This window comes from Leptolyngbya sp. Heron Island J, from assembly GCF_000482245.1.
In the GTDB taxonomy this organism is placed as follows: Bacteria; Cyanobacteriota; Cyanobacteriia; order Phormidesmidales; family Phormidesmidaceae; genus Leptothoe.
The window spans coordinates 163426-188374 of the sequence record NZ_AWNH01000008.1 but is presented as its reverse complement, the minus strand read 5'-3'; the positions used below and the strand labels follow the sequence as shown (position 1 = coordinate 188374).

Sequence of the window (24949 nt, the reverse complement as noted above, 5' to 3'; positions counted from 1 at the left end):
TCTTGTACAGGGAAGCAATATTGTCGTCACTTAAGAAGACATGCAAGTTTTCTCAGGCTAAGTTTGATGCAGACCGTAAACTCCTAGCCTCTCTAAAGCTAACTATGCTTTCGTTGACGGGCTCCAAGTATCGTCGCCTACCATTTTAACCTGACTAATTAACTGCGGTAATGTACTCCATGCCCTAACAAAACAGAATACAAAGATTGTCGCCATTTGCCAGGTAAGTACTGCTGATATGCCGTCACTAATTGCCAGCATTGCCATTAAGAAACCCAGTGTTACCAAGCGCAATATCGCATGGGGCACTTCATGCATCTTGCCCTGGTAACGATACACGATGTAACGAATCCAGCTAATCAATGTTTGAGCAGATAAGAGAATCGCACCAGCAGGGCTGACTAACGTTAGGACAGCAAAAGCTGGCAGACGGCTATATTGCAATAAAAGGTAAGGCCAAACACGAGACCGTTTATCAATATGGTTGAACACCCAATACACTAAGCGTGTTACCAACAATACAATACCCCAAGGTAGTGCTAGCCATAGTGCTCCCTCTAAGAGAGAGGAATCCATAGTTAAACTTGCCTCGGGCATTGTTGCCCATTTCAGTAGCAGCAATCCCGGTGCCGCAAACAAACTAGCCCAAATCCATGGCTCAACTAAAGGAGCTTCTGGACGAACTAAATCAGTCTCCTTGAGTTTAGGATTTTTCTCATAGTGTTTAGCAACATAATCGTTTTCATAGTAGCCAAGCTCATAGATACACCAATAAGAGATGACTAAGAATAGTAATCCGGCAGCGTGTAAGATAGGCTGCGGTGAAACCCAGCTTGAGGCTAACACTAGTATTAGCCACTGATCCATTAAAATGCCACGCAGCAAGTAGGTGGGATCATGCTTGAACTTAACTACATATAGAAAAGGTGAATAGGTCGCTGTCATGGCCTGAATGTATTTAGCCTGGGGCCACTGAACCAGGTATGGATACTTGACTGCCTGCAGCAACTCTATATCGTTAGGAGAATCCGTAATAACGACAGAATTGGTCACCTTGTCAGTTCCTAGTGTCTTGTTTAGGCGATTATATTTACCACGGGAACGATCAGCTCCGCCTAACCACAATCGACAAGAATGCAGCTTTGCTCCTGTGAGTTGAATATGACGTAGAATCGGAGCAACAATAGGTCGAAAACCATCAGTAGCAACAATAACATCTAGATTAGGGTTGCTGCGCAGAGCATCCACTAATGTTTGATTTTGTTGAGTCTGTGCCAATCGTTTAGCATGCCAAGGCCAAAGCAACAGCGTCCACGGGAATAAGATTGTTGATAATAACACCCGAACCCAATCCCGAGAGACTTCACCGCGTAATCGACCTGGTAGCCAATTCCAAGGCTTCAAGTAGTCCAACAGGACAAGAAAGAAAACACCAACAGCTTTGGGTTGTAGCGTATCTAGATATTCTTCTGTAGAATTTCGTAATAATAATGTTTCATCAAAATCTACCAAAACATGAGTATTGGGCGTAGCCTCATGAAGTTGGTTTAGTAAATTAGGTATAGAATTTTGGATACCCGGTGTTTTAGGTTGGATATCGTCCGGTGTCGTTTTGATATCTTGTACCATAATGAAATCTAGTTAATGTATGTATGAGTGAATAGATATTTCAACCAAGAGATATGTGAACCTAAAAGTTTAATTCTGGCCTGTCATATTGTATCTAACTCTTAAGTGGAAAGAGAGGTTAGCTCAAGAATAAGCCCTTTCATTTCACAATTACTTAGCACAAACCACACACTTAAATCTCTGTTGGATTAGTGTGAATTACTTGTTTTTCCAGGAAGCTTAACTTACCAAAGGAGATTTAAAAGTAGAGCTATATTGCCCAGAACTGATGCAACATGGCATGAGTCATATCAATAATCTTCTGATGTTAATCTCGGCAAGTTTATTGAATTCAAACTGAACGTCTTTGAAGAATAAGTTATCCCTCTGTTAAGAACTACTATTTCACAACAGCTCTGCTGAATATCAAATACTACATATTCATGACACAGTTTTTACGCTTCATAATTTTATGTTAGATGGAAGTGATTAGAGGGCATTCTTATAAAGAGAAAGTTTCCTTAAAAATAGAATTCAGGAATCAGAACTTGTGTGTCTAAAAAGTCCCAACCCCTGAACAAATCAATATTTTCCAACTTAAGCGGATACCTCTTAATACGTGTCCTACTATCGGAATCGTTATGCCTTCTTAAAACGCCACCTGATTTTCTCTAGAGGGCTAAACATTATTCCAAACAAGACAGTAAGTCCTATGGCGATTCCCCATGAAAAATAATCTGATAGGCCTAGAAACTCGCATATATTTATAGCCAGAATATATCCAATCCCTTGCCATAAATAGATTGAATAACCACGAGCAACAAAAGGTTTCAACAATTTTGACTGCTCTAGAAACGCCAGCTGATTTGACTTAAAGAATGTGCTAATCAGCAAGAACACAGATACCCATACGGAACTAAATGTGAAAAACAAGAGATTTGGTGGCAGCTTATTGCTTTGCATATCTATCGTGACGTCAAGAAAATACTCAGCCAGAATCAATGCAATAGTGCCTATCGCAATAACCGCAATTAGCAATTTAGGTTTGATTTTGGTATCTATAGCAAGCCTGTAACCAACCCAAGTCCAATACAAATAGAAAATAGGAGTAACAAGGTTACCATCAAAATAGTTTCCGAGTATCGAGACCAAGATGCACAACGGAATTGCAGCAGACCAAACCGGAAGCTTAACCGAAGACAAAAACGGTAAAGCCAGGGTCACGAATATGAATGGCGGCAAAAACCAAAGATGTGAGGTTAACAAGCCAAAGGGATCCACCTTTCCATATATGAAGGGATTCATCCAATCACGAATTACCTCCATATTAATGTCTCCTGTATATGCTACGACAGCAATAACACACACTAGGGAATAGCCATAATATGGTACTAGGAGTCTAGTCAATCTGCTTACTGAGTACTTGAAATAACCCGATAAGCTCAACTTAAAGCCGGTGTTTCGTGAGAATAATGCAAATGAGTATCCTGAAACCAAAAAAATCAAAGGCATCTCAAACAGTAGAACTGATGAATATGGCCTAGGAATCAACTCTAACCAGAAAACACCGTGAATCACAGCCACGATGTATAGCATTAGTACACCGCGGGCAACATCTATATTTTTATTTCTCATGAGATTTCCGGATTTTACACCCAACACAAGAAGTACGTAACTACGTAATTTCATAATTACGTATTAATAGGCAAGCTTTGAATGTCTCCCTTGGTAATGGGGACACTTTATTTAAGATTTATGTTCCAGGTTATTAGAGTTCATTCATAAATGATGTCGCAATCTAGAAATATCTCATTTAATAATGCTTATATCAGAGTAGGATGAGCATTCGCTCCCTATGCTGAACACCTATTTTGCGATTGCTGATTTAGGGGATGAACCAGTCTCAAGCCATTGCTATCTAACGGTATCTCACAACTAAAGTCATCCCGATGATCAGCAATGCCCCTCAGTATCGGCTGCTTTAGTGCTGGCAAGCTATCGTAGTCTGCTAGGGATCAGGCTTTTATCAGATCCAAAATTGCCTGCGCTGGCAAAAATGTATTGAATTCATGAATTTTCGCTAGCAGAGATGTAATTCATCAGTTATGCAATTATCTATTGAAGCTCACCTTTTTATACTAGATAGCACCGTTACATCGGCGAAAATGAATAATCACTTTGCTAATTGTCTGTAACATTTAAGACCAGTAGTATACCTGCGTTCGTAAGGTCTTAATAGCGATCACCAGCAGACTCTCAATTCCAAATACATTTAAACTGTTGTTGAGCACTCTACAACAAGAATAAGGGCTGTAGTGCAAAAACTACAGCCCTTATTGAATTTAATTTAAGTGCTTTGTAAAGGAATTTTTCAGGGCGCTTAAACCTGCTTGTGGCATTTTAAGAATCGAAACAGCCGTGTCTATCCATTGAAACTTGAAATCACTTGACTCCTGTCCCAGACTTTTTGGCTAAAACATCTGAGTAAATATCGACAATCTTACGAGTCTTTAAATCCCAGGTGAATTCTTTAGCACGTTGAAGAGACCCATAGGCCATATCATGTCGCATTATATGATCTTCAACTAGTTGAGCTATATAGATAGTTAATTTTTTAACTACAAATTCTCTAGAAATAGGACTAATCTTAAAACCTGTTTTCTCAGTTACATACTCGCCAATACCACCATTATCAACCACAATACAAGGCAGAGCATTAGCCATAGCTTCTAAAACTACAGCTCCACCAAATTCACGTACTGAAGGGAAACAAAATATATCAGAAGTTCGATAGTACTCCAAGGTTTTATACTGTGGAACATGTCCAGTAAAGTGAACACACCGATCAAGTTTGAGTTGCTTTACTTGATTCTTCAAGTTTTCTTCCTCAGAGCCTCGACCGACAAGCGTCAGGTGAATTTTCTCTTTTACAGATGTATCAAGTTTATCAATAGCATCTAAAAGCATGTCAGCTCCCTTGTAGGGAACAAGCCGGCCAACATATAGAAGCTTAACTTTGTTATCTACTGAAGCTTGATCAGGTATTTTGTTTTGGGCAAAATCTTCATCAGATCTCACGAATGAGCTGGTGATGCCATTCTCATAAAATAATTCTATTTGATTATCCCGAGTTTTAGGAAATAGCTTCTGAATCAGTCCCAGGGTATAAGTTGAACCGGCTAAAATATAGTCAGCTTTTTTATAGGTTTCTCGATAGCCAGGAATAATAGAACGACCGACCCAGCGAAGAAAATTGAGATAGGAATACTCTTTACGACCCAGTTCCTTAAATCCATCAGGAAAAGGAACTCCACCATTGACTGGGCCCAACATAAAAGGTGTTTTTTTACACGCCTTGACTGTTTTTACGGGGTACCGTGGCATCATTGGAGTGATGGCATGGACCAAATCATAATCACCATTGGCGATCGCAGCCTTAAACTGGTCGTAGACTGCGCGATTGAATCCCCAATATGTTGGGTAAGTAAAAGCATTACGAAGCGGCCAGATAATTTGCCCCTTAAACAGACTCAAGCGATGACCAACCTCGTCAAGCTTAGCAATGAAAGCACTATCCTCAACGTAGATGATATCTGCATCTGGATGCACCTTCATTAGCTCCTCTTTGTTCCGCGTGTGAGTCACTAACGTAGTATCAACAAATCTACTGATACCCGCATATAAACGATATCCTTCAAGTGGCACTGAGTTCCATGCAGGATTACATTGTTCAATAATCAATAATACTTTCAACTTCTTCTGAGTCATTGGTTGATAGTTCTATGATGTTACAAAATATTTGTATGATGCGCTTACGTCTGTAATTTAGAGGCAAGCAAATAAAGACGACTTAGTTGATAAACAATAAGTACTTAAGTGAATGTCTCTAAGTGTATGATTTTGTTCAAAACTAGAAACAGTTTTTCAGATTTACAATACTACAAAACATTCAAAATATGCTTAGATATTTCCTACTTCAGTCCCATCATTATCAAACCAGGAAACCCTAACTTACTTAAAACCCTCATGATTTATTAGAAATAAACTTACAGCTTGTGATAGTAATATGTATAAAAGGCTAGATTGTCTTGACTTTAATCTTATTCGTATACGCTATCGCTCTTTTTCTTAAGCAACCACTTATTGAGAACTAGTATTAAGGATCTATTATTCATCCTCTGCAGTGACAAACTTAGAGAGTAGCTTAATGTAGGCTGATTGATAGTAGATTGCAGGTTCCAAGATTTCGTAAGTTGGTACATTTGACTTTACAGTGTCAATGTAAGCTTTCATCGGAGGACCTGCAGCGACAGCTGCATCTCCAGAATAATTTCGATTAGGTCCACCCACCAAGAATCCAGGAGCTGGGCCTTTTTTAGATGTAAGTGCGTTTTTGAACTCTCCCTGACCAAACCACTGATGATATATTTCATTGGCTGAGTCTTCAGCACCATACTCATACATATTGCTAAGAAATACAGTGCCCAGTGGATTTACACCATGAAAATAATTAACGGCACCTAAAGCTCGTTCTATATAATCAGACCGTTCTGCTGCATTCATGTTCAGCATAATGGGGTCGTAGTTCATGTTGCCATAATTGGCCTTGGTCATATTACTACCCCAGTGATATTGCTCATCAGGCATATAGGAACGAAAGGGATCAAGGTGATCATCGTTGCCATAGGCTTCTCCACGATGATCATCTAGTTTGTCTTCTAGATCTGCCAGAATCTCTTCTTTCAGTCCCTGATCAGCATCAGGCAATTGGGAGTAAAATATAAGTGCATCCCCCTGCCAGGGATCGTAACGAGACCATGGACCGTCTCTATATGGCTGGGTCAGAGAGAAGTTTTGAGCAACATAGTCGGAATATTGAGTATCTCCTGTGACGGCAAAGAGGTAAACCGCAGCACTCACTGCCGTGCCCTCCTGTTTTTCAACAGGTATATCGGCATCACCTGCTTTGATCTCTCCGTTATCACAGTGTGTGTCTACTGAATTCTTCTGGTACCAGTCCCAAGCTAATGTAGCTCGCAATTTCAGCTCATCAGCATAGTCACTCAGTTGAGGAACAGACTGCATTTCCCATGCAGCATGGGCAAACATGCTTGCGATCGCAATTGTGGACGACGAACATTTAGGTCCATAAAATCGTGGTTGAGCATCCTTACTGGGAATAGGGTGCGTGGGGGTATAGCCAAGATTACCAAGTTTGATAAAGGTCCCACCATCATAATCCTGCATTCGCATCAGCCAATCTAACTCGAATTTTATTTCATCCAGCAGATCAGGAATGCCGTTACCCGATTCGGGAATATTAAAATCATCCGTCCAGATTTTAGGATTCTGACCATAAGCACTCAAAAGCTGATGTACTGGCTGTAAAGCATAGGTGACATATCTATTGGTATCCCCAGCATCGAACCACCCCCCGTGCATATCTTTTTCTAATTCTGGGTTTGACTTATCATGTACGAAGCGAATTTCTGTGTCTTGTCCAGGACCAACATAGGCGGCCTCATCAGTCCAGCGTGCATCAGCAAATGGTTCTCTTTTGGCAATTCCACTGCGTTGATAGAAAAACATTCTAGTTGCAGCAATTAAAACATCTCTATAGACATCCTCACGGATTTCAAATTCGGCTGAACGCGTTTCTCCATCTTCACGTACAAGAACATACTTTCCAGGTTGTTCAAGGGTGGAGAAATCCACCCACCAAGCACGCTCTCCTGACTGTAAATGAACAGCACCATTCCCCCACTTGACAGGCGTAATGACATCAACCACCTGATCGGTTTCTACATTTTTCAACTTATAAGGCTGAGTTGCATTTACATGCCCAATAACAACAGCTACTTTAGGGTCTTGAGGACGATAACCAAACTGATCCACTAATACTTGGAAATTCTTAGAGTGAGATGACTGAAAGCTATCTGAACAGCTCAATGCACTGATAGAAATGAGAATGGTACCTGCTAAGCTTGTAAGTTTTCCCAAGACTAGTCGATAAGGCCAAGAATAACGCTTGATGAGCATAAAGCTAACCGTGAGAGTTCCATATATTAAAAAAAGCCATCATGCTTAACACAATGTCCAAGGCTCAAATAGAGTTAGAGAGATTACACATAAAGCTTTACCGCCAACTACCTTGACGCCCCAGCAACCCAGAGAGAGTCCCCATACCTCGAGAGACCCTGAGCAATGCCCAAGCTACTTTAGCTCTACCTAACAAGAGAGATGGAACAATAGTAACAAGTCCTATAAAAATTAAGCCTAGCCCTTTAATTGCTCGAATGGCCTGGATCTTAAACGAAGGATAAAGCTCAGCTTCAATAAAACTGTGAACACTCCAAGACCAAAACCCTCGCTTTAAAATCCAATTCAAAGATAAACGTTTATCATCAACAGGTTCATGGAGAACTGCATCATCGACCCAAACAATCTTATATCCCTGCTTATTTAAGCATGAAAATAGATAGGCATCTTCTGCTCCATTCTGGGCAAAACGATTATCAAAGAGTGTTTCGTTGTCCTTAAGATTCTTTAAAAGTTTGGTGCTAAACATCACATTATTTGTGAATGCTGTCTCCATTCTCTTCCCAGTTTCATATCTGGGAAATGAGTAGAACCCACCAACCCTAATCCAGTCAGGAACTTGCTGATTGTCCTTGTACACTGCAAGGCTAGGTCCTGTGACAATTTCAGCATTAGATTTTTGTTGATTAATTAGAAGTTCATCTAACCATTGAGGTGTTGCAGTTTCATCATCATCCAACATAGCAATGAAGTCTGAGTCTCTGGAAGCCTCTTGAATGCAACGATTGCGGGCATAGGTAACACCTTGATTAGCCTCTACAAAATACGTCAACGGCCACTGAAAAGAGGATCTTATTTGTTCAACAGTTGCCTTAGCCGAACAAGCAGAATCGTTATCAACAATAATGACTTCTATGACGGGTATAGAGCTTTGAGTAAAAGTAAGATTGTTCAGAGATACTAATAGATCTCGTAAGAGGTTAGGCCGTTTGTAAGTTGCAACACAAATAGAAACCTTGACCAGATTTGTAGACTGATTGGAATTATCTTTGTTATTAGATAGCTGTTTCAAATTCACCTGCATCGTTCAATTTAGATAATAGCCTACGTGTTTTTCTACATACGCTTAAAGATCTATCTACTTCCCACCCTGAAAAACTAATCCCTCATCAGTCTCTTCTGCTCTTAGATAAGAGAGGCTTGATAAAAGAACTAGAACGCTTAGTGTAACCACTATTAATGTACGCCAATGATTAAGCACAGGGATTGAAAGCACTCTGACAAATCGTTGAGGAACAATCAGCAAGAATATTAGAGAAGGAAGCCATACCCACAGGTTAGATCTATCTTTCGTATAAATAAGTAAGGAGGTTATCAACGGAATAAGACAGATATAGTCATAGTCATGACCAGATACAAAGGTCAGTGATATACCAAACAAAATACCCAGGATGTCGTATGAGTTAAATCGCTTACGGAATACCCAAAGGATTGCTGTTAAAACTACGCCCACTATTTTTAGACTTGGGACATCAATGCCAGCTGCATTCAGCATACTTGCTAGTCCCACAACATGTTGAGAGCCTAAAACGTTGACGTCAACAGTCAAGTAGCTTCCAAGACCATCATCAATCCATAACCGCATCATTTCTACAGGGCCTTGAGTTAAAAGAGGGTAATAACTCATAAGAAAAAACGTAACTAATGATGTTACTAAAATTTTCCAATTTCTCTCTAATAGAAACCATACAAATAACAATATGGCGAGTTGTGGCTTAAAGCTTGATATTCCTAAAAGAATACCTGAAAGCAGCCATCTATTCTGATGACTTAAGTGCCACGCCCCCATTAGTGAGGCCAGTAGAACCAGAGAAGTTTGACCCATCCAAACATTATGGGTCGTAAAAGGATTTCCAATAATAAATGACGCTAATAGCAGACACTTCAGTCGACTATTATCAGGACTATTTTTAACAATGGTAAGACAAGAAATCCAGACGATTGATAGAATAGAGATTATGTTTAGAAGCGCCATACAATATTTGGACATACCAAAATTGAGTAGGGCCAGTGGTACGAGAAAAAAAGAAAAGTTAGGAGGATAAGCAAATATATTATCAGATTCATTAAGGTAAGGATTCGTATTATTTAGCCAATCACGGCCAGCTTTGTACAGAATTCCATAATCATAGGAAAATTCGCTCAAGCGTCCGATTCCAACAACTCCGAAAAGTATCAGAGATAAAATACTACAAACTAGTGCACCAATTAAGATGAGATTTATGAATTTAGACTGAGATAGTCTTGATATTACTGAGCTTTCCATATACTTATCCAATAACGAGCTGATATCTTAAATCTTCTAGAACTTTAAGCATATCTGAAATATAGACCGTACTACTTCCTGCGACGCTGATACCATGTCGTCCCAGCGATTAATAAACTGATCAGACAGAGGGGTAGAAGAACAGGCCAAACTTGACCTGTTGAAACAGTCTCAATGCCAGAAGCACCCAACATTACAAAAGGTAATAGACCAGGCACAGTTCCTAAACTGGTACTGATCAAATAATCGCGAAAACTAACTGAAGTTAATCCCGCAGAATAGTTAACAATTCCATATGGGATTACTGGAAACAACCGAATTGCAAGTAGGTAAAAAAATCCCCCCCCGCGTATCTCTGCATCTAAGTCTTGCCAACTGTTACGCGATTTTTTTAAGCTCCAATCCTTTAACCAATGACGGGTCACCCAAAAAGTAAGAATTGCACTTCCAACAGCAGCAATTGTTGTCCAAATGATCCCCCAAAAAACCCCAAATAAAGCACCACCCGTTACATTCAACATCGTAGATGGCAAAACTAACGCTGTTGCAAATGTATAGATAAGTATGTATATTATCGGTGCCCAAAAACCTGTCTGTTCAATCTGAGCCCTTAAGGCTAGTATTTCTTCTTGTCCTAAGCCTCGGAGAATAACGAATATGGCTGCAACTGAAAAAAGACTCAGAAGAATTATACCCTTCTTGATCATCACATCACCCCATGGGAAAGATTAACAACTTCTTTAAAATAGATGCCTAAACTTTTGGAGCGCAGCCATTTTTCTGTTGATTGTGTTGATTTTCATACTGGTATGACATGTCAATATACGGTTTTTTCTCAATCCCGTAAGTTTCTCTCACCAGATACAAAGGTCTTTCTTTAACCTCTTCGTAAACTCTTCCAAGATATTCACCTACCACTCCCAAGCCAATCAGGTTTACCCCACCAAGAAATAAAACAACAACCATCAGTGAAGCGTAACCTGGAACATCGACACCTTGAAAAAATGTTCGAACAATTAAGAAAGATGCGTAAACAAAGGCCATGGATGCAAAACTAAGGCCGACGTATGTCCAAAGCTTTAGTGGAACAAGACTAAACGAAGTAATCCCATCCAAAGCAAAGTTCCAAAGCTTCCAAAAGCTAAAACTTGTAAGTCCCTGGTATCGAGGTTGACGATCAAATAATACTGATGTTTGCCGAAAACCTACCCAAGAAAATAGACCTTTCATAAAACGATTTCTCTCAGGAAATCGTTTCAGCGCTTCAACCACCTGACGATCTAGCAAACGAAAATCACCAGTATTTTGTGGAATGGCAACTTTGCTCATCTTACCAATAACACGGTAAAAAGCATTTGCAGTAAATCGTTTCAGCCAGGTTTCACCCTGTCGCGATTGACGAGTTGCATAAACAACATCGAACCCTTCTTTCCACTTCTCAACTAACTGAGCAATTAATTCAGGTGGGTCTTGTAAATCTGCATCAATTGGGATGACTGCCTGTCCACAAGAATGATCAATACCAGCAGTCAGAGCAATTTCTTTACCAAAATTTCTTGACAGATTGATAACTTTGATATTTGGATTTTGCTGAGAATAGCTAATAGCACCTTCTAAGGTTCGATCACGACTCCCATCATTAATGCAAACAATCTCATAGGTCATACCTATTTGATTGAGAACATCTAATAATCGAGAAAATAATACATCAAGATTCTTTTCCTCATTGTAGAGCGGGACAACTATCGATAATTCTGGGTGGGAAAGCGTTGATGCAGAGTTATGACTTGGCTTATTTGCAATCATCATTAGTATCTCTAACTATAGTTGGCTAGTTTAGGCATTACTTTACTTTTTTTTAGAGCTCTATGTGTTAGGGATTGCTTACTCAGATACAGAAGCATCTTTATAGGATTTCAAACCACCGAGGAATTTGGTATGCAACCTATAATTGCTATTAACAAATTGTTGCAAACATTCGTCGATAAAATCTTTGTAGATGGGACGCCCCTTGTAAGGCGATAAATAGCTTGTAAAGATGCCTTTTTTGTAAGGTACTGTATACTTTGATGTTCCTGTACGATGATCGGCCAGGTGTTTTTTACCTAGCCAGTAGTGGCGGCTCAGAACAGTTGGAATTCTAAGACACTTCGGAGCTAGAAAATATGATTGATTAAGCTTGCGCCAGGCCAAGTAAAATGTGTCCTTGTCTCCCATCGCATGCTGGTACCAAAATTCTGAACCAAGATTCATCCACTCAGCTAGATTTAATGCTTTCCAACAGGAGATTTTATCGAAAAGTAACAGACCGGTTTCGAACTCTGTATCACCGTTGTAAGGCATGCCTACATAATCCCAAACAGGCTTATCCGGTAGAAGCAAATGACGCTTATAATCAGGGAAAAATATTGCTTTATTATCTTTGTACTCTTGAGTCTCGAATAAAAATTCCAGATTACATACAGGAAAACAATCGGCATCAATCAGCATCACCTCACGCAAGCCTGTATTAAGAAGTGCTGCTGTTTTAATGGGGAAACCACGCATCTGTTTTAATGGGCGGTCATTACAGTAATCCATGATGTTGTTTAATGTCACACCATGTTCAATAAACGCAGGTCTTGCCCATAGCGGAATCTCATCTTCCCCAGCATGCCAGATTTCGATTGGCAGTGTCGCACCATAGTGACGAAGGAGACGAACTACTACATACGCACTCTCTAAATAGGGACCTCCTGCACATATCACAAAGCCTTTTCCAGAAAAGTCCTTGAGCGCAGGTGCGGGTGCCTCAACTTGCTGAGCAAACAATTCTGCAGCATTATCTGCATTAATACTGTATCTTAGTAGAGAATTATCGTATCCTAAGAGGTCGTTCATAGATCATTCCTTTAATTTAATAGAGCTGCGACACAGAATTCTTCTAATAATATGCAAAAAAGCGGCAGCAATGCTCCCCAAGCGAGGCAGTATCTAATACGGACACCTAGACCACATCAACAACAGTCTTATAGTTGTCTCAGTTACAAATATACAGACGGATTGGAACAATGAAAGTTTCTCTGCAATTAATCAAGCTTTACTAGTTAATATCACTACATTTGGACGGCAAGCTTGGTAGAGTTTATTTTTTCATTTAGGGTTCCCTTAGCCTTTATATCAAAATGCTAGTTAACTGAATTCCAATTAGACTGGTCTATTCGAGTATCTAATTAATGCTGGATATTCTTTTGATGTCCTGCTGTCAGAGACACTAACCTCAGAAGCCATTAACTTTTTAGCATTTGAGGCATAGCTTGAAACTTATCTTCTATCGAACTAGCAATATCATTTTGAAACCGTTTTCTTCTTGTTTTTAACCAGTCTGAGGTTATTTCTTGTGCAATTTTATTTTTCTGAGTATTCCAATCACTAACTTCAACAGATAAAAGACGAGCAAAGTCTTGAGGCTGTTCAGCAATTTTAACAATCGGAGATATTAAAGAGATTCCCCTCATGGATGGTGGAGTAGCTATAATGGCTGAGCCTGAAGCGAGCGCATCAAGAGTTTTGATTTGTATACCACTACCTCCACGCATAGGTAATGCAATCACCTTAGCCTCAGCCATAAAGGCTTGAGCACTTGGAACAAAACCTTCATACCTTACGTTGGGATATTTTTCACGTAGCCATTCAGCCCCCTTGCCCGCAACATGGATAGATACTTGGCTGGACAATTCAGGATAAACAAACTTAAAAAACCATCGTAGCCCTTCCTCATTAAACTTCCAGGTCCAACTACCAATTAATCCAATATCAAACTTTTTCTCAATCACCTTATCAACTGTTCTATCGGAATTTGGTGGTAAGGCTAAGGCTTTAACAAGATTCGTATTGCCCTCAAGTTGAGAAAAGTAATTAGCGTCATGCTCGGTCAAGGTCCAAACTTCCGTCACTTCTTTCGAAAGCTCAGATTCCATTCTTCCAACTAGTTTAGCTTCTCGAGCATATAGCCATTTTCCCAAAAAATTGTTTGATTTTTTCAGATGGCTAAGATATATTTCACGCTCAATATTATGTGCAATGAATATTACCTTAGTTCTATTATTGACTAACTTAGACAACCAGGCTAACTGAGAATGATCAATAAAGATAACATCATACTGTTGTTCTTTCAGGAGAAATTTAACTAGTTTTATATAAGTATTTGAATAATATTTTGCGGCTGAATAAGGTAATCTAAGTAAGAAGCTCAAGACAATCCAAAATACAGCATAAAGTGGTGCCTTTCTCGTTTCTATATAGCGTTTCTCAACCAATAATTCGTGGGGGCTTGGGTCAAAATAATCATCTTTCCTCATATATCCTACAACTGAGACCTGGCATCCATTTTGTCTCAGTCCATCAATAAAAGCTTGGGATGCAACTTCACCCCCACCTCTTTTTTGGCTTGGAATTACTGTTGTTAAGAACAAAACATTAGCTGATTTCATTGGTACACAGGTAAACATCACGTTATTCATACAAGGCTAAAGATATTAGCATCAAGAAATAAATTAGACTAAGACCTAATATCTCAACCTCAATTACTCATCTAAGCCTAATGGTCCCTGTCATCAAACCTTCCTAGACCCACAGAAGGTATCAAAAAGCTTTTATGGCATTCAATATATGAACTACACACTCATATTAAATAGCCCGTTCTTCCCGAGATGACTGAAAGAATATAATCAATGTTCCTTGAGAGATTACTATCAAGCACTTGCTATGGTGATTCTGTATGATTCATGAAGTGCTTACATATGTGAGTTTTTAGAAAGTCTAATATCATTCCAGGTTTTAGTAGTATGAGCAAACTTATAGTTTGACCAACTACGCGCTAGGGTTGACAACCTTTAAATTTAAAGTCTCCTGATCTGCTATTCAAGAACAATTTTTCAACTAAAGTTCAGAGTATCTTGTCATAGGTTTTGTAGCGGGTATATAAAACGGTCTGGCTAGCGCGTTGGCTACTCGATGTAGTTATTGAAGTATTATCTGATGAGAGTACTTGCCATATATACACCGATTCATTAAGTGGACACAACAAAGAATTTACTTCTTGTGGGGAGCGCTTACTGGGGAGCACATCATCCTCTAGTTAAATAAAATGTATGATAGCAATGTAGATATATGGATAGGGCAAAGATGTTGCTTCATTGGGTGATTCATTTCAAAGAGAATCTCCACAAGGCGAACACCTCATTGAAAAACTTCGAGTACTTTTGTTCGCATTGATAGGAAAGGTTGCGTCTCAACACCCAGACCAATATTGATAGCCCTCAACACTGCTCAGTGCAAGATACTCCGACTATCTGAGCTAACGTGCTCTTCCAGTGGATTTGTAATATCACTATTATCAGATGGATGGCTTACCCATTGGCTCCGACTCGGTTAATTTGTTGGTCCAATAGATTGATACTTAACTATAACTAACAGAGCTCCAGTGTAACATAAAAATACTTCCTCAGATACTGTCGTTACGATGCGCTTATCTGAATCAACAGCTCGATCTTATTCCTTGAACCAGAGAATAATATGCTCTCGTTCACTAGACTTATGGGTTGCTGATCCCCGGTCTGGATTGAGCTAAAAGATGCTGATATATGATGCTTCTAACAGAGCGATTCATCCTCTAAATCAGTAATGAATAGACTTAGATAGCTGAAGACTTAGGGATCTTTATGAGATAGGCGCTAAACTAGCATTGCGTTTTTTAATGGCACTGCTGGAAACAGTTTTTGCAGCACTCATAAAGTAACTTTAACAATCCTCAAATCTTTAAGCTACAGCACTATAACAGTAGTTTTAGCTTGGTCTACTCATTGTCTTTTTTCCAAGGAATTTACCCATAATCATTTCGCTTCGAGCATGACCCAAGCTTAAAACATACATAGGGGGTAAGAGTCTGCTTAAAGTTGTTACTAAGCTAAGTAATCCTCGACCTGCTCCTTCAGTAAAAATCAGTCGGATTGATAGGGAATAAGTCAGGGTTGTGAGCACAAACAAGGACGCATCAAAACATATTGCAGTGATGCTTAGCAGATTTGTAACATACCAGGGCATAACCCAAGCCCTGGCAAATAGTATTAACAAGAACACAGACCAAGCAAAGCTTAGAACTACATCCCGTTCGGTTACTGTTGAGCTAAACCAAAGTTTGAGACATTGCCACGCATAATAAGCAAGGAACCCAAGGGTTGTAGCTAAGGTAAAGACAGATATAATCGAGGCTCGCGCCGAAGGTGAAACAATTGGCACATAAACCAAGATCAGATCCAGAAAATGATGAATTGAATTTGCAACACCTCCCAAATCAGGGGAGACAAAACTCAACCAAGTATCAGGAGTTGGCAAAATAGTTATATAAAAGACTGCAATAATTACCAGCGACAAAATAAGACTTATAAAAATATCAAGATATCGACGTTTGCCCAATAAGAAACAGATTGCCAGAGGGATACATAGCAAGGGTAAGGTCTTAACTAGGAAACCTACAAAAGCAGCCAATATTGATAAGACATAATTCTTTCTATACAAGAAGCCTGCAAAAGCAATAAGGCTTAAGGAGATAAAAACATCGATATGAGCATCGGCTACATGCTCAATTAGGATTAATGGATTAACCAAATATGCAAAGGTTAGAACTTGACGATAGCGAGACTCATAGAGTAATCGCCAAATAAAATAGGAATTGCAAATATGACAGAGCAAGCACAGAGCCTTAAAGGCATATACTGCTAGCACTGGACTTAACTTTATAAACACAGCAGCAGGCATAAATAGCATAATACCTATTGGACCATAAGCTGTTGTTACATCTTCGCTAATCCAATTATGGAGTGGATTTAGACCTGAATCAAATGCACTCACTATAACGAGAAAAGGGTTAATTCCCTTCACAGCCATCAAGCCATAGTGAAGATACAAATAGATATCTCGACTAAATGGATAGGTTATTAGTGCAACTAATAAAAACGGTAAAGCTACTTTAATAACCGATTTAAAGCCAGCTGTTCGAGATTCAGAGACTCCTGATTTTTTTAGTGTTTTTAATAGCCAAATTGCATAGATACAAGTTAATAGAAAGTAAAGCAAATTGATTGCAAATCGATTCAGGATAGAATCATAATCTGGTATCTCAATCGCAAGGACATTATTAACTATTGTTTCATGATATTTAAAGAGTCCTAATCGTGTAACTAGAGTGCAGTAAATGACAGATATCGTGACTGCAGAGGAAAATAGAAAACTTGATTTTAAGGATGATCTTGATGAGATAGCTGAAAGCATTCGTTTAGTTGCTCCTTTAGATAGTGAAAATCTAAATATTGATTTTCATTTTTGATAAATTCTGCATGGATAAAGCTATGTTTGCGAAAACTGTAGAATTGCTTCTTATTCAGTTTAGTCAAGGCTAAAATTAGTCAGTTTCAAGATTAGTTCTAGTGTTAGCTAATTGCTCTTGATTATTTGCTTGTTTACTGTAGAAAAGTACTAATAGCCATAACGTTACTAGCTTAAATGTTTCAGAGGTTAGGGTTGCCCAGGCCGCGCCGTACCAAGAAAAACGAGGAATTAGATATAAATTCGCTCCAAAGTTGATACAAGCAGCAGTTACTTGCAATACACTTCTAGCTTTATGGAAACCTGCACCTGTTAAAGTATCAGCTGCAATGAATTGCAATGTGGCAATCAAATGAATAGGTGCAAGCCATCTCAGTACGTCAGCAGACTGTGCATACTCCGCACCCAAAATATTTGCTGTAAATGGAGCAATGCTGAGCAAGGCAATTGCTGAAATAATTCCATATCCTACGGCAACAGGAATTAATTTCGAAGCAAATTGGAGTCCTACCTTAATTCCAGCAGCACCGTGACGTAGAAATCTAGTGTAGGTGGCACTCATGACTGCAATGATAACGATGTATCCAACATCAATAAATCGATAGCCTGCAGCATAAATACCGGCTGCATCTGCAGTGGCTAGAGTAACCAACATGGTTCTATCAATCTGCCCGTTTACTGTTTCCGCAGATTGTGCAATAGCAAAGAAAAACCCTTCAGCGAATTCAGGTGGATACTTTTTGAGATTAAATACAGGATTACCAAACAACCTATTAACTGTTAGAAGTGACACAGTTGCTGGCAGAATTGAACCTAAACAATATAGCCCTCCCCAAGCGACAACATTACCATCTTCGAAAAACACTAGTAAAGCAATGGCAGCAATAAGTTTGCCTACACCGTATAGGAGTCTATTTTGGGCATTTAATTTTACTTGATCACAGGCCAGGAATGCCCCTGAGGCTAAAATCGACATTTTCCCGCCTAACAGATCTGCTAATAAGATGAATAGAACAAGCAGCAGCGGAGTATCAGGTGTGAAAATTACCTTTACTAGTCCTAATACTATCGGGACTATTCCTAAGATAAAGATAAGAGAAGTTAGTAACGCAGTTCCCCAATAGCCTCTGAAAACCTTTGAATCTCTGGCAACATTCTTAACAAAAATGTCAGAGCTACCACAACCAACAAATGGGAACAACAGTTTAACAAATGCCGCAATACCAACGAAGATTCCGTACGCTTCAGCTCCTAGGACCCTAGCAAGAATGATGAAATAGGCACCTTGAATAAAAATACCAAGTATTTGAGAAGACAACATCCACATGCTGTCTTTAACTAGAGAACCACCCAGGATTCCCTTGATTTTAGAAATAATCTTTTCCACCTCATTTATTCATTCGTACAGGGCAAATCTAAAAAATAGAAATTAAACATTTGTATGAACGTCTGCTGATGACTCGAGTTTGTTCATAATTTTCTTTTGTATGTCTTTATCTTTATCTATTAAGCCAAATCTATCAAAATCAAGTAAGTACTTTGCCTCAAATGACATCGTGAAATTAAGTGTGCTGACCAAAATCCAAAAAATGCTGTTGGGGGCCAACAATGAGGACTCTGATAAATTAGCGAACACCATATACAGTACACCTACAGCAGGCCAACCACTTGCCCATGTTTTAAACAAACGAACTCTAGAAAGTCCCCTGTTGAACGTCTGCCACAGCGACAGTGCTACCATAGCTGCCCCCAGATAGCCAATTTGCAAAATCATGTCAAGAAATCCCTGGTGTGAGTCTGGCACCAGCCAACCAGCTCGCTCAATGATATATCGCGACCCATCCCCATCTAACCCATGCCAAAAAGCGGAAACACCATATCCCAGAACTGGACGGAGACGAATCATGTCGCCAACAAACTCCCAAATCTCTGTACGTCCCGAAAGTGTTGGATCCTTGCCAAGGAGAACAAGCGTGAACGTCATGATTTCGTTATAGCCTATGGTGATAATGGTAGCTATTGAAGAGACAACAACCAGTCCGAGAAAGAGATTACGAGGTTTTGCCTTAAATATCTGAACGGCTACGATGAGACTCATTACAAAGATAGAGTTTAGTAGCGCACTTTCAGAACCGGTATATTTAATCATCAATAGTGAGAGATATATACCAATGCCGTACATCCATTTTCGAGGTTTGTCTTTGGACTCATTGAACATGGTAAACAAAACGGCACAGGCCAGTACCATCATTTTTCCAGCCCCATTTTTATGGGTAAAAACACCTCGCCAAGCCCCCGCATGAACTGGTGGCCCCATAAGCCCATATTGCGGAAGAAAAAAGATAAATACAATATTAAGTATAGCTATAGACAGCATCACATAGCTGAATATGGTAACCTGTTGTTTTAAGGTAAATCTGCCTGCTGTATAAACTCCAAACAAGGCATTCAACACCATAAACATCCCGGCACCCTTTGATACCTCGGGAGCAACAGACCATAGATGAGAAAGGCCAATAAAAATGTTAGTAGCAACAAATATTGGATTACTCAGAAGAATATAGATTGTTCTTTTATATCTAAAAGATATAAAAATCAGCGTAACCAAATACGTGATGGCGCGGAGTAGTTGGACAGGAATAAAGTTGATTGTGTCGTAGGAAAAGCCATCTCCTTCACTAGCTCCGTTACTGAGGACAACCATTGTTATCGCATCTGTGTAGAGAAAGAAAGTAAAGAATGCAAAGGCATACTCAAGTTTCTCTAACGCCTCCTCACGAAAGAATTTTATAAATCCCTTGATAGATGCAGATATGGCTGCCTGCAAAGATGACAATAAAGGTGGATTTTTAACAACCACCTTATTAGGAACTAATTCGCTTTCTGAAGTTTTTTGGAAAACCATAATAGAGACAATATGTTGAAGACTCTTGCAAGCGACGGAAAACCTATTAAGTCATTGTGAAACAGGATCTTGATTAAACTCAGCATGTTGACATCAAAAGACATGAGGCAATTTTCTACCAAAACCCTAAGTCTATTACTATTAAGGACTTGAGTTGTGTTTTCACCTCATTTCACAACAGCTCTATTGCTTATACACAATGATAATAAAAACAACATGTTAGACATCTTTCAACTAAAGCCCTGCAGGTACATCCTGTGTATCAGGATCATAAACTTTACCAGTGCCTTTAACATCTACGATATAGAAGTCGATGAGAACAATAATCGATATTGCAAGAGCAAATCCGGCGACAGCCCCCATGGCTAGAATCTTTGTAGTTACTTGAGAAGATGGTTCTGCAGGAGGAATAGCTGGTTCAATAATCTGGATAAAGTTCGTCAGCTGATTTTCTTTGACCCTTAAACTTTGACGTCTAGTTAAGAGTTCCTGATAGGTTTCTTGTGCAGCTTGCAAATTACGCTCCAAGTCTCGCTGGCGTTGTTCTAGCTCTGGAAGGAGGTTTACACGATTTTGATATTGTTGAGCGTTGGCTTCAACAGCCTCTAGTTGCCCTTCTAAAGAGATTATTCCGAGCTGATTTGTCACATACTCTTCAATTAGCAGTTCTCGGATAGAACTTGTTTGAAGAAACGATTCTCCACTAGCACTATCCGCTGCACTTACACGGACAGAACCCTCTGGACCAGCCACTTGGAGTAATGATTCTTGAACAGATGTCCCCCCTAAGGTCCGCACACTTTCATTTAAGAGGTTAGTTAGAGAAGTTTCTTGAGCCCGCAAACGCTGCAGAACCGGACTCTCTTCAGTGAACTCCACTTGTTGTACAGCTATCTGACGACGAACAGCATTCAGCTCTGCTAGAATATCTTGAATCTGACCAGATTGGCTAAGCGTATTTGATCTAATGGCTTCAGATACACTAAGGCCAAGCTCACTACTCAGATTTGCTTGTACAGCATACATTGCCCTCAGATTTGCCTGTATTGTATCAAGTTCTATACGAAAATCATTTAGAGCTGCAACTACAGTACCTTGCTCTTGGGATAAGTCAATAATATTATAGGTTTCTCGGAAAATTCTTAGTTCATATTCTGCCTCTCTAACTTTTTCAGCATTTACAGGCAGCTGGCGGTCTAAGAATTCCCCTGCGTTTTCGGTATCTTCCTGATTACTCGTAAGTCTCTCTGACCGATACAGCTCCATCAGAGTATTGATAACATCGGCAGCTTTTACTGGATCTGGATCCAGGTAAGAGAAGGATAAAACGTCTGTTTGAAATACAATATTTACTTGAAGATTGAGCAGAACATCCTCAACTTTTAAGGGCTCACCCTCGTCATCCTTTAGTTGGAGTGTATCAATAACCTCTTGGATCAGTGGTTTTGCAGTGATGACCTGAATCTCAGAGTTCAACACGGAACCAAAACTGACAGTTGTCAGGGGACCTTCGTTTGGATTTTCTACACCAGCAAGTGTAGCGGCTCTATCCCTCTTAAACAGAAGCTTTCCTTCAGCTAAATAGGTTGGTACCGTCATGCTGGCAACTGCACCAGCACCTAAAACTGTTAGAACAAATGCTGACGTTGCAGGCACTATGCCACGACGAGTTGCTGCCCATAGATACTGAATATTGAGATCAATAACGTTACGAATAAAGTTCATAGTTAAGTTAGGCTGCCATCTGAAAGTATTAACAAGATAGAAACGTTAGATAGAGACTTACAGACAAAATTCTTATTAGCGATTAAATACCGAAGAGCCCTAGGATTAATCTGGTTAAGGGTGAGAAAAGTAGACCAGCCGTATCTGAAGCAGCAGCAAGACTTGAACGACCGACGATAATAGTATCTCCCTCTTGAAGAATAGGATTTTGCTCATCATTAACATCTTGAGCAAGATCAACTTGAACTCTGTTTTGAGACACAGTGCCGTTAGGGTTTAGACGAATGAGCGTTACGCGACTGGCACGGGCCCGACTATCATTGAATCCGCCAGCCGTCAGAATAGCTTGATTGAGAAGAGTATCTGGTGAAACCACAAGACTTCCAGGAGCCTTGACCTCGCCAACAACGTTTACTGTGATAGTGGCGGGGGCAAACGTAGTATTGGCTAAGGCAATAACTTCTGAATTGTTGATGTCTAGGGCAGTGGGAACAAAAATTTGATCGCCATCCCGCAGTAATACATCTTGACGCAGATTGCCACTGTCTACTAAATCCCAAAGATTGACCTGAATCAGTTCAGGTACACCCTGGCGTTTAATCTGTACAGTACGAACATCTGCAGCGCGTGTAATTCCGCCTGCGGTACTGATAGCCTGGGTCACACTTGGCCAGAAACGGGTACGGCTTTCATTCGCCCCAGGTTGTGTAGCTGCGTCTGAGTTGATCTGTAGTGTGTAACCGCCAGGACGTTTGATTTCACCAACAATACCTACTCTGATTGGGCGTGGTTGTAGTAACTGGAATGTTACTTGCGGCTTATTAATATAAAGGCTATAAGCTTCAATCACCCTTGTCTCGGCTTCAAGTGGATTAAGACCAGCAACATTAACTTTGCCAACCCAAGGTAAGGTGATCGAGCCATCTAATAGGACAATTTGATCGATGGGGTCTGCAAACAGCTCATGGGCAGCTAATACATCAATTCTGAGCTCGTCTCCAGGCCCCAGATTGTAAGTTTCCAGAGCAACTGTTGACTCATCAGCCGTTGTTCTGCGCTCTCTTTGTTGAGGAGTATTATTTGTGGGCTCTAGAGGAGGTAACTGAGCAAAGCTTGGGGATGCTACAAGGCTAATAAAAAAGCTACTGATAAATAATGTCCTTATAAACTTAGAGAGCTGAAGCTGACTAGTTTTTTGTCCCCAGAATAGAAATAATGATAGGCTCAAGCGATGCCTGGGTGAAGGCTTAACAGTTGGGAATTGAACGATTTCCATGACTCATCTCTAGGGAAGTGTAGGCAAATGAAAATTGCAGGCTGGTTAGCGTTGACTGGGGTATAGGACTGACCTACAGGCGATAAAGTTTCAATCTTTTTTGGTTTTAACTGGAGCAGAAGACGGAAAAGTTACCTGATATTTCTATGTATTATCCTACTGATACAGCATGCCCGTGTTTGCTCCGACTATTTGTTCTAAAGCTTTTAATTTAAAGAGGCTTCGTGAATTTACGGTTTAGCTTGATGGGCATTTCACCTCTGTGCCACCGTTGGGGTGAAGTTAATAATTGCTCATACAGATGGCTGGGATCGCTGTGAACTCAAAGTCAAATAAGTTGTAATCTTGATTGATGCTGATAGAGTGGAGCCGTAAGCGAGTGCTGTTGCAGCCACTGGTGTGTTGAGTGGGTGGCTTGTAGCCAGTTGTCCAAGAGTGAGATCCAATGCACAGGTAGTTGCCAAGATTGCCAGGTTGTTTGGAGAGCCGTAGACAGCCTGGTATAGGTTTCTGGGTGATTCAGCAGGTAATCAATACCCTGAGACAGAGCACGGGCATTACCGGCAGGGAAAATCATGGCGTTGACTTTATGGGTTAGGCTGCTTGCAAATATTGGATGATCGGATGCCACAATGGGTGTATGAGCCTGCAAGCAGTGATTAAGGATGGCGTTAGAGCTTTCTGGAGACTCATGCCGACTTGGCATAAGAAAAATATCGGCTTGGCGAATCAGATGAACTAGGTTATGGTCCGGAACATTTTCAATAAATTTGATATTGTCTAGCTGCAGTCGTTTTGCCTGCAGCTCAAATCGATTGATATCGCCTTGCCCTACCAGATTAAGTTGAATATTCCATCCTTGAGTCTTGAGCTGAGCTACGGCTATGAGTAAATCACCGATACCTCTAGTGGCAAAAATGGGACCGACGTAAATGAGCTGTAATGGATCGGGGCGCGATCGCAATACTTTGGGTTCAAAGGTTTCAGCACGATTTAATGGCGGCCAGCTCCATGGAATTAGCTTGTCGCGGAGGACTCCCATTTGGGCTAAGGACTTACAATTATCGAGGCCAAAACCTCCAACCCAATCAACTCCCCTATGATTGAGTACTTTAGATAGTTGATAGTTCTCCCATCGCTGTTTGAAGCCTGGCTCTGCCGGAGAAGTCTGGAACATGGCGATACATCGAACCCGATTGCGAATTGCCCAACGAAACAGACCAGGCTCGGGAACATCTATCACCAAGTGGGTAGGGCAAAAATCTGCTAGTCGTCTGTAAAGACTCTCATGGATTTCAGATACACCACTGCTAATAACGCGTACTCCAGTATCTAAGACATCATCGTAGGAGGTTTCTGATGTGCAACCCAGGATTCCGACTTCTTGTAGTTGAAATCTCCAGGTTGTTAATCCTTCTAGCACAGTCAACTGCTCAGCACTCAAATTACCAGTCTCCATGCCATCTCGATAGGGCTCAGTTGTTTGAACCGAGAGTAAACGCAGGTGCTGTAAATCCATAGAAGGTAGATAGTTATTTCAGCCGCTAACTATAGGAACAATGACAAAAGGCTCAACACTTTTTGGAACAGCGTTGCTGATTCGAACGATGCTTTTAGCCGCAAGATGCTGATATCTGCCGTTTTCAACAGATTGGTTCATCTTCTACATCAGCAACGTTTTGCAACTCATTGGGTTATATCAGTA

At 40.2% G+C, this 24949-nt stretch carries 16 protein-coding genes; all 16 read right to left on the bottom strand.

Annotation, left to right across the window (positions count from 1 at the left end; translation table 11 throughout):
- Positions 1–102: 102 nt before the first annotated feature.
- Positions 103–1629 carry an HAD family hydrolase gene (locus N836_RS41785; protein ID WP_023070486.1) on the bottom strand — a complete coding sequence of 509 codons (1527 nt, stop codon included), beginning with the start codon at positions 1627–1629 and terminating at the stop codon, positions 103–105.
- A 618-nt stretch (positions 1630–2247) separates the two neighbouring features.
- Positions 2248–3243, bottom strand: a complete 996-nt coding sequence (locus tag N836_RS41780; RefSeq protein ID WP_268744295.1) for an acyltransferase family protein — start codon at positions 3241–3243, stop codon at positions 2248–2250.
- A gap of 807 nt (positions 3244–4050) precedes the next feature.
- Positions 4051–5376 carry a glycosyltransferase family 4 protein gene (locus N836_RS41775; RefSeq protein WP_023070484.1) on the bottom strand — a complete coding sequence of 442 codons (1326 nt, stop codon included), beginning with the start codon at positions 5374–5376 and terminating at the stop codon, positions 4051–4053.
- 399 nt (positions 5377–5775) lie between these two features.
- Positions 5776–7647: a glycoside hydrolase family 9 protein gene (locus N836_RS41770; protein WP_023070483.1), complete on the bottom strand. Its 1872-nt coding sequence runs from the start codon at positions 7645–7647 to the stop codon at positions 5776–5778.
- A gap of 97 nt (positions 7648–7744) precedes the next feature.
- Positions 7745–8731 carry a glycosyltransferase gene (locus N836_RS41765; RefSeq protein WP_023070482.1) on the bottom strand — a complete coding sequence of 329 codons (987 nt, stop codon included), beginning with the start codon at positions 8729–8731 and terminating at the stop codon, positions 7745–7747.
- 54 nt (positions 8732–8785) lie between these two features.
- A complete protein-coding gene (locus tag N836_RS41760) occupies positions 8786–9973 on the bottom strand; it encodes a glycosyltransferase family 87 protein (RefSeq protein ID WP_023070481.1) in 1188 nt (395 codons plus the stop codon).
- A gap of 71 nt (positions 9974–10044) precedes the next feature.
- Positions 10045–10680: a TVP38/TMEM64 family protein gene (locus N836_RS0136865; RefSeq protein ID WP_036052104.1), complete on the bottom strand. Its 636-nt coding sequence runs from the start codon at positions 10678–10680 to the stop codon at positions 10045–10047.
- A gap of 46 nt (positions 10681–10726) precedes the next feature.
- Entirely contained in the window at positions 10727–11782 is a 1056-nt protein-coding gene (locus N836_RS41755; RefSeq protein ID WP_023070479.1) for a glycosyltransferase family 2 protein, read from the bottom strand.
- Positions 11783–11857: 75 nt separating this feature from the next.
- Entirely contained in the window at positions 11858–12853 is a 996-nt protein-coding gene (locus N836_RS41750; protein WP_023070478.1) for a glycosyltransferase family 71 protein, read from the bottom strand.
- Between the two features lie 389 nt (positions 12854–13242).
- Positions 13243–14475, bottom strand: coding sequence for a glycosyltransferase (locus N836_RS41745; protein WP_023070477.1), 1233 nt, complete (start codon positions 14473–14475; stop codon positions 13243–13245).
- Positions 14476–15799: 1324 nt separating this feature from the next.
- Positions 15800–17284, bottom strand: coding sequence for a hypothetical protein (locus N836_RS41740; RefSeq protein WP_152532027.1), 1485 nt, complete (start codon positions 17282–17284; stop codon positions 15800–15802).
- Positions 17285–17414: 130 nt separating this feature from the next.
- Entirely contained in the window at positions 17415–18725 is a 1311-nt protein-coding gene (locus tag N836_RS41735) for an oligosaccharide flippase family protein (protein ID WP_023070474.1), read from the bottom strand.
- A gap of 42 nt (positions 18726–18767) precedes the next feature.
- Entirely contained in the window at positions 18768–20243 is a 1476-nt protein-coding gene (locus tag N836_RS41730) for an O-antigen ligase family protein (protein ID WP_023070473.1), read from the bottom strand.
- A 234-nt stretch (positions 20244–20477) separates the two neighbouring features.
- Positions 20478–21968 carry a GumC family protein gene (locus tag N836_RS41725; RefSeq protein WP_023070472.1) on the bottom strand — a complete coding sequence of 497 codons (1491 nt, stop codon included), beginning with the start codon at positions 21966–21968 and terminating at the stop codon, positions 20478–20480.
- A gap of 82 nt (positions 21969–22050) precedes the next feature.
- Positions 22051–23244: an SLBB domain-containing protein gene (locus tag N836_RS0136860; RefSeq protein ID WP_023070471.1), complete on the bottom strand. Its 1194-nt coding sequence runs from the start codon at positions 23242–23244 to the stop codon at positions 22051–22053.
- A 328-nt stretch (positions 23245–23572) separates the two neighbouring features.
- The gene (locus N836_RS41720; protein ID WP_023070470.1) at positions 23573–24763 is read right to left on the bottom strand and encodes a glycosyltransferase family 4 protein; all 1191 of its coding nucleotides are present in this window, start codon (positions 24761–24763) and stop codon (positions 23573–23575) included.
- Between the last annotated feature and the right edge of the window lie 186 nt (positions 24764–24949).

Excerpts from the sequence above, each read along its gene's own strand:
- N836_RS41785 (WP_023070486.1), bottom strand. The coding sequence starts at position 1,629 with ATGGTACAAGATATCAAAACGACACCGGACGATATCCAACCTAAAACA.
- N836_RS41780 (WP_268744295.1), bottom strand. The coding sequence starts at position 3,243 with ATGAGAAATAAAAATATAGATGTTGCCCGCGGTGTACTAATGCTATAC.
- N836_RS41775 (WP_023070484.1), bottom strand. The coding sequence starts at position 5,376 with ATGACTCAGAAGAAGTTGAAAGTATTATTGATTATTGAACAATGTAAT.
- N836_RS41770 (WP_023070483.1), bottom strand. The coding sequence starts at position 7,647 with ATGCTCATCAAGCGTTATTCTTGGCCTTATCGACTAGTCTTGGGAAAA.
- N836_RS41765 (WP_023070482.1), bottom strand. The coding sequence starts at position 8,731 with ATGCAGGTGAATTTGAAACAGCTATCTAATAACAAAGATAATTCCAAT.
- N836_RS41760 (WP_023070481.1), bottom strand. The coding sequence starts at position 9,973 with ATGGAAAGCTCAGTAATATCAAGACTATCTCAGTCTAAATTCATAAAT.
- N836_RS0136865 (WP_036052104.1), bottom strand. The coding sequence starts at position 10,680 with ATGATCAAGAAGGGTATAATTCTTCTGAGTCTTTTTTCAGTTGCAGCC.
- N836_RS41755 (WP_023070479.1), bottom strand. The coding sequence starts at position 11,782 with ATGATGATTGCAAATAAGCCAAGTCATAACTCTGCATCAACGCTTTCC.
- N836_RS41750 (WP_023070478.1), bottom strand. The coding sequence starts at position 12,853 with ATGAACGACCTCTTAGGATACGATAATTCTCTACTAAGATACAGTATT.
- N836_RS41745 (WP_023070477.1), bottom strand. The coding sequence starts at position 14,475 with ATGAATAACGTGATGTTTACCTGTGTACCAATGAAATCAGCTAATGTT.
- N836_RS41740 (WP_152532027.1), bottom strand. The coding sequence starts at position 17,284 with ATGCTTTCAGCTATCTCATCAAGATCATCCTTAAAATCAAGTTTTCTA.
- N836_RS41730 (WP_023070473.1), bottom strand. The coding sequence starts at position 20,243 with ATGGTTTTCCAAAAAACTTCAGAAAGCGAATTAGTTCCTAATAAGGTG.
- N836_RS41725 (WP_023070472.1), bottom strand. The coding sequence starts at position 21,968 with ATGAACTTTATTCGTAACGTTATTGATCTCAATATTCAGTATCTATGG.
- N836_RS0136860 (WP_023070471.1), bottom strand. The coding sequence starts at position 23,244 with ATGGAAATCGTTCAATTCCCAACTGTTAAGCCTTCACCCAGGCATCGC.
- N836_RS41720 (WP_023070470.1), bottom strand. The coding sequence starts at position 24,763 with ATGGATTTACAGCACCTGCGTTTACTCTCGGTTCAAACAACTGAGCCC.